The organism is Aestuariirhabdus litorea (assembly GCF_003864255.1).
Classification (GTDB): domain Bacteria; phylum Pseudomonadota; class Gammaproteobacteria; order Pseudomonadales; family Aestuariirhabdaceae; genus Aestuariirhabdus; species Aestuariirhabdus litorea.
The window spans coordinates 1,595,444-1,612,627 of the sequence record NZ_QWEZ01000001.1 but is presented as its reverse complement, the minus strand read 5'-3'; the positions used below and the strand labels follow the sequence as shown (position 1 = coordinate 1,612,627).

The window sequence follows — 17,184 nt, the reverse complement described above, 5'->3', positions numbered from 1 at the left end:
CTCATCGGTTGTCCTGTCGCCCAAGGTCGGATCTGGTCTGATGCGGCCTTCAACAGGTATGCGTCACGGGCTTGTAACCCCCTAATTTGGCGGCGAAATTATAACGTAAGGGGGGTGGGTAAGTTAAGTAAGACGTTGGTTTAGGGGGGGTATATCGGGCATTCACAAAATAAATACTGAGCCCCTTGGGAAGGGGCTCGAAGGCGATTAGCGCTGGGTAACGACCTCTTCCAGCTGCTCCATGATGTCGACCGGCTTAAGGGTCAGGACATCACAGCAGATGCTATCAAGAATCAGCTCTGCGGTGTTGCCGATGATGGCTCCGCTGATGCCGGTGCGCGCCACGGTCCCCATCACTACAAGAGAGGCACTGATCCGCTCGGCCAGCTCAGGGATAAAGCTTTGCGCCGGTCCTTCGCCGATATGGAGATTCTTCTCCGCCATCTTGTATTGGGTGATGTAGGGGGTGCAGGCGTCTCGGTAGAGCTTTGCCAGGCTCTCTATATTCTGGAAAACAGGATCGGGCGAGGAGAGCATCGGGGCTGGGTGTGCCGCGCCAATGTGGCACTCAGCGTTGGCAAGGCCCGCAATATCGTGCGAGTGGCTCATGATGACTTCGTTGAGAATCTGGTGATCCTGGTCGCTGGCGTCGGCATCGATGGCAGCCAGGATAACGCCGTTCTCCCAGGCGCGATCGTTCTTGACCAGCAGTACCGGGCAGGGGCAGCGACGCAGCAGTTGCCAGTCGGTGGGAGCAAAAACCGCACGGCTTAGCTCGTTCTCTTCGCGGGCGTCCTTGATCACCAGGGCGCACCCTTGGGACTGCTGAAGATGAAGCACGGTGTTGGCAACGTTATCGTGCCACTGTTCGTAACCTTCGGCGTTGATCCCGCGTTCGCGCACCTGCTCCACCAAAGTGTCGAGTGCGGCTTGGGAGTTGGCGTCAGGTTTTTTATTGCAGGCGAGCAGGTGGAGTGTCGCCCCGGTTACCTTGGCGATCAACTTGCCTCGCTTGAGAGCGGTGTGGGTTGCTTTCCTGGTGTCTACCACCACCAGAATGTTTTTTATATTATGCATTCAGCCTCATCCCCTTATGGGCGCCAGCGCCCTTTGTTTGAGTGCGAAACCGGTCCTTTTCCCGCGCTTTTGCGATGCCCCCTGGCTCGATCTCGAAGGGCTGGCGGGCCTGATATTGTGGTTTCGTCACGCTCTTTTATAACACTTGTTTGAATCTTATCAAGGGTTTTACCCGCGCATATTTATAATTGCTGCGCTAGGTCATGCTCAATCAGCCAAAGTGGTTAAAATGCGTTTTTTGCGAAGTAAAAGGGGCTGTTTCGGGCGTTGTCCTGACTCAGCTGAACGGTCTGTTGGGGGCGCTTTATGGAGCGGCGATGGGAAACTTTTCCAGCTCCAGCGATTGCTCTGAGGCCCTCAGCAGCCAGCCATGGTTACCCCAGTCTCCCAGTACGATGCGCTCAGCCTTCTCTCCCCGCACCCTGAGAGGGTGGCGAGCGGGGCGGTGGGTGTGGCCGTGGATCAGCAGGCGGCAACCGAACAGCGTCATAACGCGCTCCACCTCGGCGGGCGTCACATCCATGATCTCCCGGGATTTGGTGGGGCCCTGCTCCCGGCTGCGGTTGCGCAGCTTGCGGATCGACTCGATGCGATAACTCAGGGGCAGGTGGAGGATCAGCCAGCGCGCAACGGGGTTGCGAGTAACGCGCCTGAAACGCTGGTAGGCCAGATCCAGTGTGCACAGGCTATCGCCGTGCATCAGCAGGGTCGGCTGGCCATAAAGATTGATCACGCAGGGGTCCGGCAGCAGGGTGCAGCCAGCCTCCCGGGCAAAGCGCTTTCCGATCAGGAGATCGCGGTTCCCATGCATGAAATAGACCGGGGCTACCTGCTCGGAGAAGCGCTTGACCGCCTCTGCCACCTCCTTCTGGAAGGGGGTCATGCCATCATCGCCGACCCAGTACTCAAAAAAATCTCCCAGGATATAGAGCGCTTCTATCCCCTCGCCAGGGCTGTCCAGCAGGTCGAAAAAAGCCCGGCTGATGGCCGGGCACTCTTCCTGCAGGTGCAGGTCTGATATGAACAGGGTGGTCAAAATCAGCCCTCGACTACCTCGGCGCTTTCGATCACCACGTCCTCGCTGGGCACGTCCTGGTGGAAGCCGGAGCTGCCGGTGCGAACCGCTTTGATGGCGTCCACAACGTCCATGCCCTCAACGACTTTGCCGAACACGGCGTAGCCCCAACCCTGCGGGTTCTTGGCGGTGTGGTTGAGGAAACTATTGTTGGCCACATTGATAAAGAACTGGGCGCTGGCGGAATGGGGGTCGTTGGTGCGGGCCATGGCGATGGTGCCGATGTCGTTGCTGAGCCCGTTGTCGGCTTCGTTTTCGATGGGCGCGCGGGTGCTCTTTTCCTTCATGCCGGCTTCGAAGCCCCCACCCTGGATCATGAAGTTGTTGATCACGCGGTGGAAGATGGTGCCGTCGTAGTGGCCGGAGCGGACATAGCTCTCAAAGTTGGCGGCTGTTTTAGGCGCTTTTTCGTGGTCCAGCTCAATTTTGATGTCGCCGTGGTTGGTGTGCAAAACGATCATGTGAGGTTCCTTGTTGTGGCGTGACCCCTCAGCGGGGAATTTAGGGATGCATCAATGCAGATGCTTACGCTTCAGCGAGTTTGGCAGGTATAATACGGTTTTTGCGCGCACTGAGAAAGCCGCTTCGGGGGGGGTGTCGGATCTGTCCCCCGCAGGCTGGAGTTCTCCACCAATACGATCACAGTGTCGGCCTGCCCTTAGGTGGGTGGGCCCCTGTTTTTCCAACACTTAAGGGTTGAGATGAGCAATAGCGAACAGAGTTCTGCGTCCAATTTCCTGCAGCAGATTATTAGTGATGACCTGGCCGCCGGCCGCAACGAGGGCCGGGTGCAAACCCGCTTTCCCCCCGAGCCCAATGGTTATCTGCATATTGGTCATGCCAAGTCGATCTGTGTGAATTTTGGCCTGGCCGAGCAGTTTGGTGGCCAGTGCAACCTGCGCTTCGATGATACCAATCCCGAGAAGGAGGAGCAGGAGTATATAGACGCCATTCAGGAGGATGTGCGCTGGCTCGGCTTCCAGTGGTCGGGTGAGGTGCGTTACGCCTCCTCCTATTTCGAGCAGTTCTACCAGTGGGCGCTTCACCTGATCCGTGAGGGAGACGCCTATGTGTGCGACCTCTCCCCGGAGCAGGCCAGCGAATATCGTGGCTGGGCCACCAAGCCCGGCAAGGAGAGCCCCTATCGCCAGCGCAGCGTAGAGGAGAACCTGGCGCTGTTCGAGAAGATGCGCGCCGGTGAGTTTGCCGAGGGAGCTTGTGTGTTGCGGGCTAAAATCGACATGGCCTCCCCCAACATGAACCTGCGTGACCCAATCCTCTACCGTATACGCAAGGAGTCCCATCACCAGACCGGCGATGCCTGGTGTATCTATCCGAGCTATGATTTTGCCCACGGCCAGGAGGATGCGATCGAGGGGGTGACCCACTCCATCTGTACCCTGGAGTTCCAGGATCACCGCCCGCTGTACGACTGGTTTCTCGAGCACCTGCCGGTGCCTAACCGTCCCCGCCAATACGAGTTTGCGCGCCTGAACCTTAACTACACCGTTACCAGTAAGCGCAAGCTCAAGCGCCTGGTTGACGAAGGTGTGGTGGCTGGCTGGGATGATCCGCGTATGCCCACCATCTCCGGCATGCGTCGCCGGGGCTACACGCCGGCGGCGCTGCGTAAGTTTTGCGACATGATTGGCACCAACCGCTCCGACGGGGTGGTGGATATGGGGATGCTGGAGTTTGCGCTGCGGGAGGACCTTAACGATACGGCGGCGCGTGCCATGTGTGTGTTGCGTCCCCTCAAGGTGGTGATCACCAATATGGGGGTGGATGCCGTCGAGATGGTGAGTGCCCCGGTGCACCCCAATAATGGGGAGATGGGCGCGCGCTCTATCCCCTTTACTGCTGAGCTCTATATCGATGAGGAGGACTTCACCGAGGATACCTCCCTCTCGCGCAAGAAGTTCAAGCGCCTGGTGCTGGGGGACTATGTTCGCCTGCGCAGCGCCTATGTGATCCGTGCCGATGAGGTGGTGCGGGATGAGACCGGGGTGATTCTGGAGGTGCGTGCCAGCCTGGTGCCCGGCACTGTGGGTGAGAACCCGCCCGAAGAGATTCGTCCTCGCGGTGTGATCCATTGGGTATCGGCCACCGAAGGAAAGCCAGCCCGGGTGCGGCTGTACGATCGACTCTTTAACCATGAAGCCCCTGATCGTGGCGATCAGGACTTTATGGAGCATCTTAACCCCCACTCCCTTGAGGTGATTGAAAACTGCTGGGTTGAGCCCTCGGTGGCCAGTGCTGCACCCGAGACGCGCTTCCAGTTCGAGCGCGAAGGCTACTTCTGTATCGACCGTTACGAGTCCAGCCCAGACGCGCTGGTGATCAATAGGACGATTGGTTTGAAAGACACCTGGGATCGCAAGGAGGGGGCGTAATGGCGTTCAATACTGGTAGCGCGGAGTTGCGCATCTACAACACTCTGACGCGGCAGAAAGCACTCTTTACACCCATTGAACCCGGCAAAATCCGCATGTACGTCTGCGGGATGACGGTTTACGACTATTGCCACCTGGGGCATGCCCGGGTATTGGTCGCCTTCGATGTGATTACCCGCTACCTGCGGGCGCTGGGATACGATGTTCACTACGTGCGTAACATTACCGATGTGGATGACAAGATCATCAATCGCGCCGCCGAAAACGGTGAGAGTTGTGATCAGTTGACCGAGCGATTTATCGAGGCGATGCATGAGGATGAGGCGCGCCTGGGGGTGCTCTCGCCCACCGAGGAGCCGCGGGCGACGGCCCATATGGGGCAGATTATCGCCATGATCGAGACCCTGATTGAAAAGGGCTATGCCTACGCCGCCGATAACGGTGATGTCTACTATCGGGTAGAGCGCTTCGAGGGGTACGGCAAGCTCAATAACCGCAATCTGGAAGAGATGCAGGCCGGCTCACGAATCGAGGTTAGTGATGTCAAGGAGAATCCCTATGACTTCGTGCTCTGGAAGTCGGCCAAGGCGGGCGAGGTGAGTTGGAATTCGCCCTGGGGAGCCGGTCGCCCCGGTTGGCATATCGAGTGCTCGGCGATGTCCAAGTGCTGTCTGGGGGATACCTTCGATATCCATGGTGGAGGTCCGGACCTTAAGTTCCCCCACCACGAGAATGAGATCGCCCAGTCGGAAGCGGCTAATGGGGTTCCTTTTGTGAATACCTGGATGCATGCCGGTGCGATCCGCGTGAATAAAGAGAAGATGTCCAAGTCGTTGGGCAATTTTTTCACGATTCGCGAGATCCTCGATACCTACGATCCCGAGGTGGTGCGCTACTTCCTTACCCAGGGGCATTACCGTAGCCAGATCGACTACTCCGAAGCCAGTCTCAAGGAGGTGCGAGGCATCGTTGATAGCTTCTACCATGCGCTGCGGGGGTTGCCGGCGGGGGAAGAGGGCGAGCTGGAAAATGATGTGGAGGCGCGTTTCTTCGAGGCGATGAGTGATGACTTCAATACCGCCCTGGCGTTGTCGGTACTGCATGAGCTGGTGCGCGAGATCAACCGGGTGAAGGAGGCCGATATCGGGCAAGCGGCTCGCCTCGGCGCTCAACTACGGCGCCTGGGTAATGTGTTGGGGCTGTTTCAGCGTGACCCCGAGCAGTACCTGCAGGGCGGGGCAAGCGCACAGGGGCCCAGTGCCGAGGAGATTGAGCGCTGCATTCAGGAACGCGCTGCGGCCAAGCGGGCCAGGGATTTTGCCACCGCCGACCGCATCCGCGATGAGCTGAAGGCGCAGGGGGTGATCCTCGATGACAGTCGCGAAGGCACCAGCTGGCGACGCGAGGCTTGATGCGGTTGGGGGAACCCCCGCAGTGCCGAAAAAAAGGCTGCCTGAGGGCAGCCTTTTTCATGGGTTAGCGGCGGGCGCGAGCTAGTCGTGCAGCTCGTTGGCGGCGTAGAGGGTATTTTCGATCAGGGTGGCCACGGTCATGGGGCCGACACCCCCGGGTACCGGGGTGATCCAGGCAGCGCGCTCGGCGGCGCCATCGAATTCGACGTCACCCACCAGACTGCCATTGTCGAGGCGGTTGATGCCCACATCGATCACGATCGCCCCCGGCTTGATCCACTCGCCCTTGACCAGCCCGGGCTTGCCCACACCCACGACAACCAGGTCTGCCTTGCGCACCTCGGCTTCGAGGTCGGCGGTAAAGCGGTGGGTGGTCGTGGTGGTGCAGCCTGCCATCAACAGTTCCATGGTCATGGGGCGGCCAACGATGTTGGAAGCGCCAACGATGGTGGCGTTGAGGCCACGCAGCTCAACGCCGGTCGAGCGCAGCAGGGTCATGACCCCTTTGGGAGTGCAGGGGCGCAGCAGCGGAATGCGTTGGCAGAGGCGACCAACATTGTAGGGGTGAAAGCCGTCAACATCCTTATCGGGGCGAATGCGCTCCAGGATCCTGGAGGAGTCGATCTGCTCCGGCAGCGGCAGCTGGACCAGGATGCCATCCACCTCGGGATCGTTGTTGAGCTCATCGATCAGTTCGATCAGCTTGGTTTCGCTGGTGTCTGCGGGCCAGTCGAAGGATTTGGAGACAAAGCCGGCGCGCTCGCAGGCCCGTCGCTTGTTGGCCACATACACCGAGGAGGCAGGGTCCTCACCGATCAGTACAACCGCCAGCCCGGGGGCCCGCAAGCCTTTTGCAATACGCGCTTTGACGCCCTCGGCGACACTGTCGATGAGGGTGCTGGCGATCTGTTTTCCATCAATTAGTTGTGCGGTCATGGTCTCTGCTGGGGGGGGGGCGGTTCTAGGTGCGGCGATTTTCGCATGGATAGGGCTGCGCGCAAAGAGTGCCTTGCGAATTGGGTGCGCCAGATCAATAGCAGGCAAGGGTTAAAAAAAGCGTCAGGAAGCGTTGACGGGGTAGGGTCCTGTGAGTATTATGCGCACCACTCGTTGAGCGGTGCCGCATGTCTGATTCGTCAGTGTTGGGGTGCAACCTGTGCCGACTATTTAGAGCGCCCGTAGCTCAGTTGGATAGAGCAACGGCCTTCTAAGCCGTGGGTCGCAGGTTCGAATCCTGCCGGGCGCGCCATACTCCGGTAGGTGTATCAACGATGTTGTGGTGGGCGTAGCTCAGTTGGTAGAGCACAGGATTGTGACTCCTGTTGTCGAGGGTTCGATCCCCTTCGTCCACCCCATTCCCCCTCTCTCGATAATATGCCGATTCGATGAGCCGGGATGGCGTAGGATTACCGGTCGTGGATCTGGTTTGAGCCAGTTACTTCCGGATATCGATGCGGAAGTGGTGAAATTGGTAGACACGCCAGATTTAGGTTCTGGTGCCGTAAGGTGTGAGAGTTCGAGTCTCTCCTTCCGCACCATATTTTTAAAATGGGGATAAGGCAACTTATCCCCATTTTTGCGTTGAGCGCGTACAAAGGTTGGGTAGCGACGCTAGTTGTTGACCCTGGACATTGAATAAGCCTGTATTTAGTTGGGTTTAGCGAGGAAAAAGCATGCAAGTCTCAGTAGAAGCGACTTCTGGTCTGGAGCGTCGGCTTACAATTACCGTCCCTGCAGAGCGTATCGACAGCGAAGTGAACAAGCGTTTGCAGGAAACTGCACGTAAGGCGCGCATCGACGGGTTCCGCCCCGGCAAGGTCCCCATGAGTGTGATCAAGCGCCGCTTCGGCCCCTCTGCGCGTCAGGAGGTGGTGGGTGAGGTGATCCAGTCCACTTTCTTTGAGGCCGTTCAAAAAGAGTCCCTGAATCCTGCCGGTATGCCGTCTGTTGAGCCCAAGGCTGTCAAAGACGGAGAAGATTTTGAGTACGTGGCAACCTTTGAGGTTTACCCTGAGATCGCTCTCGGTGACTTCAGTGCCATCAGTATCGAGAAGCCCGTCGCCGAGGTGACCGAGGCGGACGTGGATGAGATGCTGGAAACCCTGCGAGGCCAGAACAAGAGCTTCACCGAAGAGGTGGAGCGGGGCGCCCAGGAGGGTGACCAGCTGAAGCTTGGTTTCGTCGGCAAGATCGACGGTGAAGTATTTGAGGGTGGTAGCGCCGAGAGTACCGACCTGATTCTGGGCTCCGGGCGCATGATTCCCGGCTTCGAAGAGGGGCTGGAGGGTGTCAAGGCCGGTGAAGAGCGCACCATCGATGTAACCTTCCCCGAAAACTACCAGGCCGAGGAGCTGGCGGGTAAATTAGCCCAGTTCACCTGCACCGTCAGCAAGGTGATCGCTCCCGTCCTGCCTGAGCTGAACGATGAATTCTTCGCCAAGTTCGGTGTCGCCGAGGGAGGCATCGACGCTTTCCGTGATGAGGTGCGCAAGAACATGCAGCGCGAGCTGGACTCTGCCATCAAGAATAGCGTTAAGAACCAGGTAATGGACGGTCTGCGTACCCTTCACCAGGTAGAGATCCCCAAGGCGCTGGTGGCCAATGAGGTGGATACCCTGCGTAAGCAGGCGGTTCAGCAGTTTGGCGGCGGCCAGAATATTGATCTTTCCATGCTGCCCGCGGAGCTGTTCGAAGAGCAGGCCCAGAAGCGTGTAAGCCTGGGTCTGGTGGTCGCCGAGATCGTCAAGAGCAAAGAGCTGAAGGCTGATGATGCCCGTGTTCGCGCCATGGTCGAAGAGATGGCGGCTGCTTACCAGGAGCCCCAGCAGGTGATTGATTGGTACATGAAGAACGAGCAGCAGTTGCAGGAGGTTCGTTCGGTTGTGTTGGAGGAGCAAGTTGTAGATACTGTTCTCGCTGACGCCAAGGTGTCGGAGAAAGCCTGCTCCTACAAGGAAGCAATTGCCCCAGAGGCACCCGCTTCAGAGGAAGGCGCTGATTCCGACCAGTAATCAAGCGAATCCAGAAAAAGGCCGGCAAAGTTGCCGGCTTTTTTATCTCGGCTGTAATTGATCAGGAGTTTAGAAAGGATATGTCCAGACTTATTGATAACGGCAGTAGCGGCGATATCATCACCAGCAGTGGGCTGGTTCCCATGGTGGTGGAGCAGACGGCGCGTGGTGAACGCTCCTATGATATCTACTCTCGCCTGCTCAAGGAGCGCGTCATCTTCCTGGTCGGTCAGGTTGAGGACTATATGGCCAATCTGGTAGTTGCCCAGCTCCTCTTTCTGGAGTCGGAGAACCCTGATAAGGATATCCACCTGTACATCAACTCCCCGGGCGGCTCCGTGACGGCGGGTATGTCCATCTACGACACCATGCAGTTTATCAAGCCTGACGTCAGCACTATGTGTATTGGCCAGGCGGCCAGCATGGGGGCGCTGTTGCTGGCGGGTGGTGCGGCGGGTAAGCGCTATTGCCTGCCCCATTCTCGGGTGATGATTCACCAGCCGCTGGGCGGGTTCCAGGGGCAGGCCTCCGATATCGAGATTCACGCTCGTGAGATCATCTCCATCAAGGACAAGCTCAATAAGGTGTTGGCAGACCATACCGGACAGGCGCTTGATGTGATTGCCAGGGATACGGATCGGGATAATTTTATGAGCGGTCAGGAAGCGGTTCAGTACGGCCTGATCGATGCTGTGTTGGCGCAGCGAGGCAGCGCGGAATAACCTAAGCTGTTATAAAGCGGGCGCCAGGCCGCGCATCTGTCTAAAGAGCCTCTTGAAAATCACGGCAAATAACTGCATCTTGTGACCTGGGGTATTTAAAGAAGTGAATTGTCCGGTAAGGGTAGGATTCGAATGACCGATGAAAGTAATGGGAAGGGGGGGGACGGCGGAAAGCTGCTGTACTGCTCCTTCTGTGGTAAGAGCCAGCACGAAGTACGCAAGCTGATTGCCGGCCCTTCAGTGTTTATCTGCGATGAGTGTGTTGACCTGTGTAACGATATTATTCGTGAAGAGGTTCAGGACGCACCCGCTGAGAGCAGTAGTGATACTCTGCCTTCTCCCCGCGAGATTAACCTTATTCTGGATGATTACGTCATCGGTCAGCAGCGTGCCAAGAAGGTACTGTCGGTAGCGGTCTACAACCACTACAAACGCCTGCAGAAGGATGACAAGAAGGATGATGTTGAGCTGGGCAAAAGCAACATCCTGCTGGTAGGTCCGACCGGTAGCGGTAAGACCCTGTTGGCGGAAACCCTTGCCCGTCTGCTGGATGTTCCCTTTACCATCGCCGATGCCACCACATTGACCGAAGCGGGTTACGTGGGTGAGGACGTCGAGAATATCATCCAGAAACTGCTGCAAAAGTGTGACTACGACGTCGATAAGGCCCAGCGTGGTATCGTCTATATCGACGAGATCGACAAGATCTCCCGCAAATCGGACAACCCGTCGATTACCCGGGATGTCTCCGGTGAGGGTGTTCAGCAGGCACTGCTTAAGCTGATTGAGGGTACAGTGGCCTCGGTTCCTCCGCAGGGGGGGCGTAAGCACCCGCAGCAGGAGTTTCTGCAGGTTGATACCTCCAACATTCTCTTTATCTGTGGCGGTGCTTTCTCGGGTCTCGAAAAGGTGATTCGTGACCGCTCTGAAAAGGGTGGAATCGGTTTTTCTGCCGAGGTGAAGAGCAAGGACTCCAGCAAGAATGTAGGGGAAACCCTCAAGGATGTGGAACCGGAAGATCTGGTGCGCTTCGGCTTGATTCCCGAATTTGTGGGACGTCTGCCGGTGATTGCGACTCTCGAGGAGTTGGATGAGCAGGCGTTGATCCAGATTTTGACCGAGCCCAAGAATGCGCTGACCAAGCAGTATGCCAAGCTGTTTGAAATGGAGGGGGTTGAGGTCGATTTCCGTGAGGATGCCCTCAAAGCCGTTGCCAACAAAGCGATGGAGCGCAAGACCGGTGCGCGTGGGTTGCGATCCATTCTGGAATCTGTACTGCTCGATACCATGTACGAAATCCCCTCGCAGGAGGGTGTGTGCAAGGTGGTCATTGATGGCTCGGTGATTCGTGGTGACTCCGAACCCTTGGTGATCTACGAGAGCAATGAGCAGCAGCGCGCACTTCCGGAGGAGTAAGCAGCCTCCTGGTAATAAAAAAGGCCCTTAGGGGCCTTTTTTATTACCCAAAACATAATTTCAGGCGGCGCTTGTATTTTCGGTCTCGCGTCCCCATCTTAGGGGCAGTGGTCCTTTTGTTTATCTGCTGCCACCGTGGCGGCTATTAGGAGTTTTTAATGGAGAATGATCGCATCTCTGGAGACCTGACCTCCGGAGCGTCAATTCCCCTGCTGCCGTTGCGGGATGTTGTCGTTTACCCCCATATGGTTATCCCTCTTTTTGTAGGGCGTGACAAATCGATCCGCTCGCTTGAGGCGGCGATGGAGTCCGACAAGCAGATAGTGCTGGTTGCTCAAAAGCACGCCGCGGAAGATGATCCTGACCGTGATGATCTGTTCGATGTCGCCACCCTGGCCAATATACTGCAGCTGCTGAAACTGCCGGATGGTACCGTCAAGGTTCTGGTCGAAGGGGTTGAGCGTATTGCCCTGCAGGGAGTCTATGAAGAAGAGGGTGTGTTGCTGGTTGAGACCCAGGAGTTTGCGGAGGAGCAGCCCGGGGAGCGCGAAGGTGAAGTGCTACTGCGCTCTGCCATGAACCAGTTCGAACAGTACGTCCAGCTCAGTAAGAAGGTGCCAGCGGATGTGCTCTCTTCCATGGGCGCGATCGAAGACCCGAGCCGTTTGGCCGATACCATGGCCGCCCATATGACCCTCAAGATTGATGAGAAGCAGGCTATTCTCGAAATCGCCAATGTCCAGGAGCGGATTGAGCACCTGATGGGCATTATGGAGTCGGAGATCGACCTGATGCAGGTCGAGAAGCGTATTCGGGGCCGCGTCAAAAAGCAGATGGAGAAGAGCCAGCGCGAGTATTACCTCAATGAGCAGATGAAGGCGATCCAGAAAGAGTTGGGGGATATGGAAGATGTACCCAACGAGATCGAGGATCTGCAGCGCAAGATAGACGAGTCTGGTATGCCCAAGGAGGCGCAGGAGAAAACCCTCGCTGAGTTGGGCAAACTCAAGATGATGTCTCCCATGTCAGCCGAGGCAACGGTAGTGCGTGGCTATATTGACTGGATGGTGGGCCTGCCCTGGAAAAAGCGCAGCAAAATTCGTAACGATATCGCCCGTGCGGAGGAGATCCTCAACGAGGACCACTACGGTCTGGAAGAGGTGAAAGAGCGAATCCTGGAGTATCTGGCCGTGCAGCAGCGGGTACGTAAGCTCAAGGGGCCGGTGCTCTGCCTGGTGGGTCCTCCCGGGGTGGGTAAAACCTCGCTCGGTGAGTCCATTGCTCGCTCCACTAACCGCAAGTTCGTGCGTATGGCGCTCGGTGGCGTCCGGGATGAGGCTGAGATCCGCGGCCATCGCCGCACCTATATCGGCTCTATGCCCGGTAAACTGGTGCAAAAAATGTCAAAGGTGGGTGTCAAAAATCCGCTGTTTTTGCTCGATGAGATCGACAAGCTGGGCTCCGACATGCGGGGAGATCCCTCCTCAGCGCTGTTGGAGGTGCTGGATCCGGAGCAGAACAACACCTTTAACGATCACTATCTGGAGGTTGATTACGATCTCTCCGATGTGATGTTTGTTTGTACCTCCAACTCGATGAACATCCCCGGCCCGCTGCTGGATCGGATGGAGGTGATTCGCATACCAGGCTACACCGAGGATGAGAAGGTCAATATTGCGTGGCGCTACCTTGTACCCAAGCAGCTTAAAAACAATGGCCTCAAGGAGAATGAGGTGGTTCTGGAGGAGCGTACCCTCAGGGATCTCATACGTTACTACACCCGCGAGGCGGGAGTGCGGGGCCTGGAGCGGGAGATCGCCAAAATCTGCCGTAAGGTGGTGAAGGCCCATGCCGTTGATAAGAGTAATGAGCCGGTACTCATTACCCCGGAATTGCTGGAGCAGTACAGCGGTGTGCGCAAGTTCAAGTATGGGCTCGCCGAGGAGGAGGATCAGGTAGGTCAGGTGACCGGCCTGGCCTGGACCCAGGTGGGTGGAGAATTGCTGACCATAGAAGCTGTAGCGGTTCCAGGTAAGGGGCGGCACAGCAAAACGGGCTCTTTGGGTGATGTGATGCAGGAGTCCATCCAGGCCGCGCTCACCGTTGTGCGAAGCCGTGCGGCCGTATTGGGTATTGCGCCCAACTTCCATGAGAAAAATGATATTCATATCCATGTGCCCGAGGGGGCAACCCCCAAAGACGGGCCCAGCGCCGGCATTGGTATGTGCACCGCGCTGGTGTCTGTGCTGACCGGAATCCCGGTCAAAGCAGATGTTGCCATGACCGGAGAGATCACCCTCCGCGGTCAGGTATTACCGATTGGTGGCTTGAAAGAAAAGCTGCTGGCGGCGCACCGGGGGGGAATTAAAACGGTGCTGATTCCTGATGAAAATACGCGCGACCTGAAAGAGATTCCTGAGAATATCAAGGCGGCATTGAATATTGTGCCGGTGAAGTGGATTGACGATGTGTTGCAGGTCGCACTTCAGTACATGCCTACACCTCTGAGCGAGGAGGAGGCCTTGACCGCTGAGGAGATACGCGAGGAGAATAACGAGAGAATTAACACGCATTAGTGTGTGATCTTCTTGACAGTGATCGAAGCGAGTTGGTATAAAACCGGTTCGCTTTGGCACGTTGGGCCACGGCAAAAGATTTCGCAGAGTCACAGTGTCTATGGGATTTTCTGCCTAATAAATGTACAAGACTTCGCTCTTTTTTGTGTTGACCCATTGTTGGCCAAGGGACGAAGTGTTTTTTTTACGAGTATAAGGGGATAGATAGTGAACAAGTCTGAGCTGATCGATGCGATTGCCGCGTCTGCCGACATTCCAAAAGCTGCTGCTGGCCGCGCGCTGGATGCCATGGTGGATTCCGTTACTAATGCACTGAAAAGTGGTGATCAGGTAGTACTGGTTGGTTTCGGTACTTTCTCTGTGAAGGATCGCGCCGCGCGTACTGGCCGTAATCCACAGACTGGCCAGCCCATTGAAATTGCTGCTGCCAAGATCCCGAGCTTCAAAGCCGGTAAGGCACTGAAGGACGCGGTTAACTAAAACTGCGTCACTGAGAAGGGAGGCGGATGCTGCCTTCCTTCGACGGCAGAATCAGGAGCGGTAGTTCAGTTGGTTAGAATACCGGCCTGTCACGCCGGGGGTCGCGGGTTCGAACCCCGTCCGCTCCGCCAAAATTAAAAGGCGCATCCCAAAAAGATGCGCCTTTTTACTGTTTGAAATACCGCCTGTGCGAAGCACCGCACAGCATCCGCAAAGGTTAGTCTATGCTGCAGAATATTCGCGAAAATGCTCAGGGTATGGTCGCTAAGATCATCATCGCATTTATCATCTTTACGTTTGCGATTTTTGGCTTGGAGAGCATAAGTGGGGGCAGTTCTGGCAATAATGTCGCCAGCGTCAATGGTGATGCTATTTCACAGCAGGACCTCTACCAGGCGATGCAGATGCGTCGTCAGCAGCTCTCTCGTGAAATGGGTGACAACTTTGATCCGGCACTACTGGATGAACAGCGTATCCAGCAGGCCAGCCTGGATGGACTGATCAACCAGCAGCTGCTGCTCCAACAGGCAGCTGATCTGGGGCTCTATTTTCCTGAGGCGGCCATTGACCAGATGATCCTTGAAACGGAAAGCTTTCAGGTGGATGGGAAGTTCAATGCCGATCAGTTTCAGCTCGCTTTGCGCAGCGTGGGCCTGACGCCCATCCAGTTCCGCAAAATGATCCAGGGTGAAATGCTGATCAGTCAGCTTAACGCCGGTTTTGCTGCCAGCGACTTTGTTACCCCGGCTGAAATGGAGTCGATCTCATCTTTGGAGCGCCAGCAGCGGGATATTCGATACACTGTCCTGTCCGCAGCGTCTGAGCGTGAAAAGGTTTCTGTTGATGACCAGGAAGTGCGTGACTACTACGATTCCAACCCGGGTGAGTTTCTGGCTGAAGAGCAGGTCAGCGTTAACTATCTGATGCTGGATAAAAATGACCTGATTGACACCCTGAGCGTGACCGAGGATGACCTGCAGAACGCCTATCAGGCGTTTGTCGAGCAGCTTCGCGGCAATGCCGGTGGCCAGCGTCGTGCAGCTCATATCCTGCTTGAGGTGAATGAGCAAAAGCCTGAGCAGGAGGTTGCTGCCCTGGCGTCAGAGCTGAAACAGCGCCTGGATGCGGGTGAAGAGTTCGCTGATCTGGCGCGGGAATATTCGGACGACACATTTTCGGCCGAGCAGGGCGGTGACCTGGGTGTGGTAGAGCCCGGTTTCCTTGGTGACGCTTTCGATGAGGCGCTGGATTCACTCGAGCCGGGCCAGGTATCTGCCCCGATTCAAACCGATTTCGGCTACCAGCTGGTGAAGCTGGTCTCAGCAGAAGAGCTGCAAGTACCTGTGATGGAGGAGGTTCGCGAGCAGCTGGCCCGTGAGCTGAAGCTGGATCGGGTAGAACCCATTTTTGTTGAGCAGTCGCAGCTTTTGGCCGACATCAGTTTCGAGTCTGCCGATCTTAAGCAGCCCGCTGAAGAGATGGGGCTTAGTATTCAAAAAACCGGACTGTTTGGCCGAAACGGTGGTGACGATGAGCTGACCTCGAACCGCTCTTTCCTTGCCGCCGCCTTTAATCCCGAAGTGCTCAATGACGGGGCCAACAGCCTGTTGATTGAACTGGACACGGATCGCGTCGCCGTTCTTCGGGCGGCAGAACACATCAAGCCTGAACCGCTTCCCTTTGATCAGGTTGAATCCCAGATCCGCCAGCGTTTACTGGCAGTAAAAGCGGAAGAGTTGCTGCAGCAAAGGGCGTTGGAGCTTAAATCCCGGGTGCAAAGCGAAGGGCTGGATGCGGTTGCGGACAGCAGCTGGGTGAGCCAGGCCGGTGTCAGCCGCCAGGTAGCCTCGGATCTTCCCCAGCAGCTGCTGCTGGATACCTTCAAGGCGCCTCAGCCGGATGAGGGTAAGCCGGGGCTCATGATCAGCGGACTGCCCAACGGCGATAAGGTAGTGCTGGCGGTGACCGCTGTACGCACACCTGAAGGTAACTCCGAAGAGGAGGCAATGCGTAACCAGCTTCTGTCACGAATGCTGGCACAGCAGAAAGGCCAGGTGATTTTCGATGAGTACCGCCAGGCGCTTCGCGAGTCGGCAGATATCAATATCCAGTAACCCCTTGCCAATAAAAAAGGCCGCTTAGCGGCCTTTTTTATTGCGTGCTTATTGGGCTGAGGGCGAAGCTTACTCCTCGGTAGCCTCTTCCAGTGAGCCCATGGCCGTGGTGTTGAAACCACCGTCGACGTAGGTGATCTCTCCGCTTACGCCGCTGGCCAGGTCCGAGCAGAGGAAAGCTGCAACGTTACCCACCTCTTCGATGGTGACGTTACGCTTGAGTGGAGTCTGTGCGGCATTGTAAGAGAGCATCTTGCGGAAGCTGGCGATACCGGAGGCAGCCAGGGTACGGATAGGGCCGGCACTGATGGCGTTGACTCGGGTGCCTTCTGGGCCGAGGCTGCGGGCCATGTAGCGCACGCTGGACTCGAGGCTGGCCTTGGCCAGCCCCATCACGTTGTAGTTGGGCATGGTGCGCTCGGCACCCAGGTAGCTCAGGGTCAGCAGGGAGCCATTTCGACCCTGCATCAGGGCACGGCCTTCGCGGGCCAGGGCGACAAAGCTATAGGCACTGATGTCGTGGGCGATGCGAAAGCCCTCACGGGTGGTGACATCGACGAAGTCGCCCGCCAGCTGGTCGCCGGGGGCAAAGCCAACAGAGTGGACGATGCAGTCCAGGCTGTCCCACTTTTTGCCAAGCTCGGCAAAGACGTTGACGATATCCTCGTCGTTGGCCACGTCACAGGGGAAGCAGAGCTCTTCAGAGGATCCCCAGCCTTCAGCAAAGCCGATCACACGGCCCTTGAGTTTGTCATTCTGGTAGGTGAAGGCCAGCTCTGCGCCCTCACGGTGCATGGCGGCCGCGATGCCTGAGGCGATAGATAACTTACTGGCGACCCCGACAATCAGGACGCGCTTTCCGGCGAGAAATCCCATAACGTATTCCTTTGTAGTAAACGAAAGCTGTA

13 protein-coding genes and 4 tRNA genes are annotated in these 17,184 nt (G+C 56.9%); 12 read left to right on the top strand and 5 right to left on the bottom strand.

Annotation, left to right across the window (positions count from 1 at the left end; all coding sequences use genetic code 11):
* Positions 1–207: 207 nt before the first annotated feature.
* The 3 genes from D0544_RS07460 to D0544_RS07450 all read right to left on the bottom strand — a co-directional run bounded on the left by D0544_RS07460 (position 208) and on the right by D0544_RS07450 (position 2,613).
* A complete protein-coding gene (locus D0544_RS07460) occupies positions 208–1,077 on the bottom strand; it encodes a universal stress protein (RefSeq protein ID WP_125015342.1) in 870 nt (289 codons plus the stop codon).
* Between the two features lie 304 nt (positions 1,078–1,381).
* The gene (locus D0544_RS07455) at positions 1,382–2,113 is read right to left on the bottom strand and encodes a UDP-2,3-diacylglucosamine diphosphatase (RefSeq protein WP_125015341.1); all 732 of its coding nucleotides are present in this window, start codon (positions 2,111–2,113) and stop codon (positions 1,382–1,384) included.
* A 2-nt stretch (positions 2,114–2,115) separates the two neighbouring features.
* Positions 2,116–2,613 carry a peptidylprolyl isomerase gene (locus D0544_RS07450; protein ID WP_125015340.1) on the bottom strand — a complete coding sequence of 166 codons (498 nt, stop codon included), beginning with the start codon at positions 2,611–2,613 and terminating at the stop codon, positions 2,116–2,118.
* Between the two features lie 240 nt (positions 2,614–2,853).
* Between D0544_RS07450 and D0544_RS07445 the strand changes: the two genes are divergently transcribed.
* Complete coding sequence (locus D0544_RS07445) at positions 2,854–4,545, top strand: glutamine--tRNA ligase/YqeY domain fusion protein (RefSeq protein ID WP_125015339.1); 1,692 nt, start codon at positions 2,854–2,856, stop codon at positions 4,543–4,545.
* Positions 4,545–5,957, top strand: coding sequence for a cysteine--tRNA ligase (cysS, locus tag D0544_RS07440; RefSeq protein WP_125015338.1), 1,413 nt, complete (start codon positions 4,545–4,547; stop codon positions 5,955–5,957). The genes D0544_RS07445 and cysS overlap by 1 nt, the downstream gene beginning before the upstream one ends.
* Before the next feature lie 81 nt (positions 5,958–6,038).
* Here the strand turns inward: cysS and folD are convergent, their stop codons facing one another.
* The gene (folD, locus tag D0544_RS07435; protein ID WP_125015337.1) at positions 6,039–6,893 is read right to left on the bottom strand and encodes a bifunctional methylenetetrahydrofolate dehydrogenase/methenyltetrahydrofolate cyclohydrolase FolD; all 855 of its coding nucleotides are present in this window, start codon (positions 6,891–6,893) and stop codon (positions 6,039–6,041) included.
* A 236-nt stretch (positions 6,894–7,129) separates the two neighbouring features.
* Between folD and D0544_RS07430 the strand changes: the two genes are divergently transcribed.
* The 10 genes from D0544_RS07430 (at position 7,130) to D0544_RS07385 (ending at position 16,276) form a co-directional block, all read left to right on the top strand.
* Positions 7,130–7,206 (top strand) — tRNA-Arg (locus tag D0544_RS07430).
* Positions 7,207–7,236: 30 nt separating this feature from the next.
* A tRNA-His gene (locus tag D0544_RS07425) sits at positions 7,237–7,312 on the top strand.
* A gap of 98 nt (positions 7,313–7,410) precedes the next feature.
* A tRNA-Leu gene (locus D0544_RS07420) sits at positions 7,411–7,495 on the top strand.
* A gap of 135 nt (positions 7,496–7,630) precedes the next feature.
* Positions 7,631–8,968 (top strand): trigger factor, encoded by a 1,338-nt coding sequence (gene tig, locus D0544_RS07415; protein ID WP_125015336.1) that lies wholly within the window; start codon positions 7,631–7,633, stop codon positions 8,966–8,968.
* Between the two features lie 80 nt (positions 8,969–9,048).
* Positions 9,049–9,690, top strand: a complete 642-nt coding sequence (clpP, locus tag D0544_RS07410) for an ATP-dependent Clp endopeptidase proteolytic subunit ClpP (protein WP_125015335.1) — start codon at positions 9,049–9,051, stop codon at positions 9,688–9,690.
* A gap of 132 nt (positions 9,691–9,822) precedes the next feature.
* On the top strand, positions 9,823–11,106 hold the full coding sequence (gene clpX, locus D0544_RS07405) for an ATP-dependent Clp protease ATP-binding subunit ClpX (RefSeq protein WP_125015334.1): 1,284 nt from the start codon (positions 9,823–9,825) through the stop codon (positions 11,104–11,106).
* Positions 11,107–11,264: 158 nt separating this feature from the next.
* Complete coding sequence (lon, locus tag D0544_RS07400) at positions 11,265–13,682, top strand: endopeptidase La (protein WP_125015333.1); 2,418 nt, start codon at positions 11,265–11,267, stop codon at positions 13,680–13,682.
* Positions 13,683–13,889: 207 nt separating this feature from the next.
* Positions 13,890–14,162 carry a nucleoid-associated protein HU-beta gene (hupB, locus tag D0544_RS07395; protein WP_125015332.1) on the top strand — a complete coding sequence of 91 codons (273 nt, stop codon included), beginning with the start codon at positions 13,890–13,892 and terminating at the stop codon, positions 14,160–14,162.
* 54 nt (positions 14,163–14,216) lie between these two features.
* Positions 14,217–14,293, top strand: a tRNA-Asp gene (locus tag D0544_RS07390).
* 93 nt (positions 14,294–14,386) lie between these two features.
* Positions 14,387–16,276 (top strand): SurA N-terminal domain-containing protein, encoded by a 1,890-nt coding sequence (locus D0544_RS07385; protein WP_125015331.1) that lies wholly within the window; start codon positions 14,387–14,389, stop codon positions 16,274–16,276.
* A gap of 69 nt (positions 16,277–16,345) precedes the next feature.
* Here the strand turns inward: D0544_RS07385 and fabI are convergent, their stop codons facing one another.
* Positions 16,346–17,152, bottom strand: coding sequence for an enoyl-ACP reductase FabI (gene fabI / locus D0544_RS07380; RefSeq protein ID WP_125015330.1), 807 nt, complete (start codon positions 17,150–17,152; stop codon positions 16,346–16,348).
* Positions 17,153–17,184: the final 32 nt, after the last annotated feature.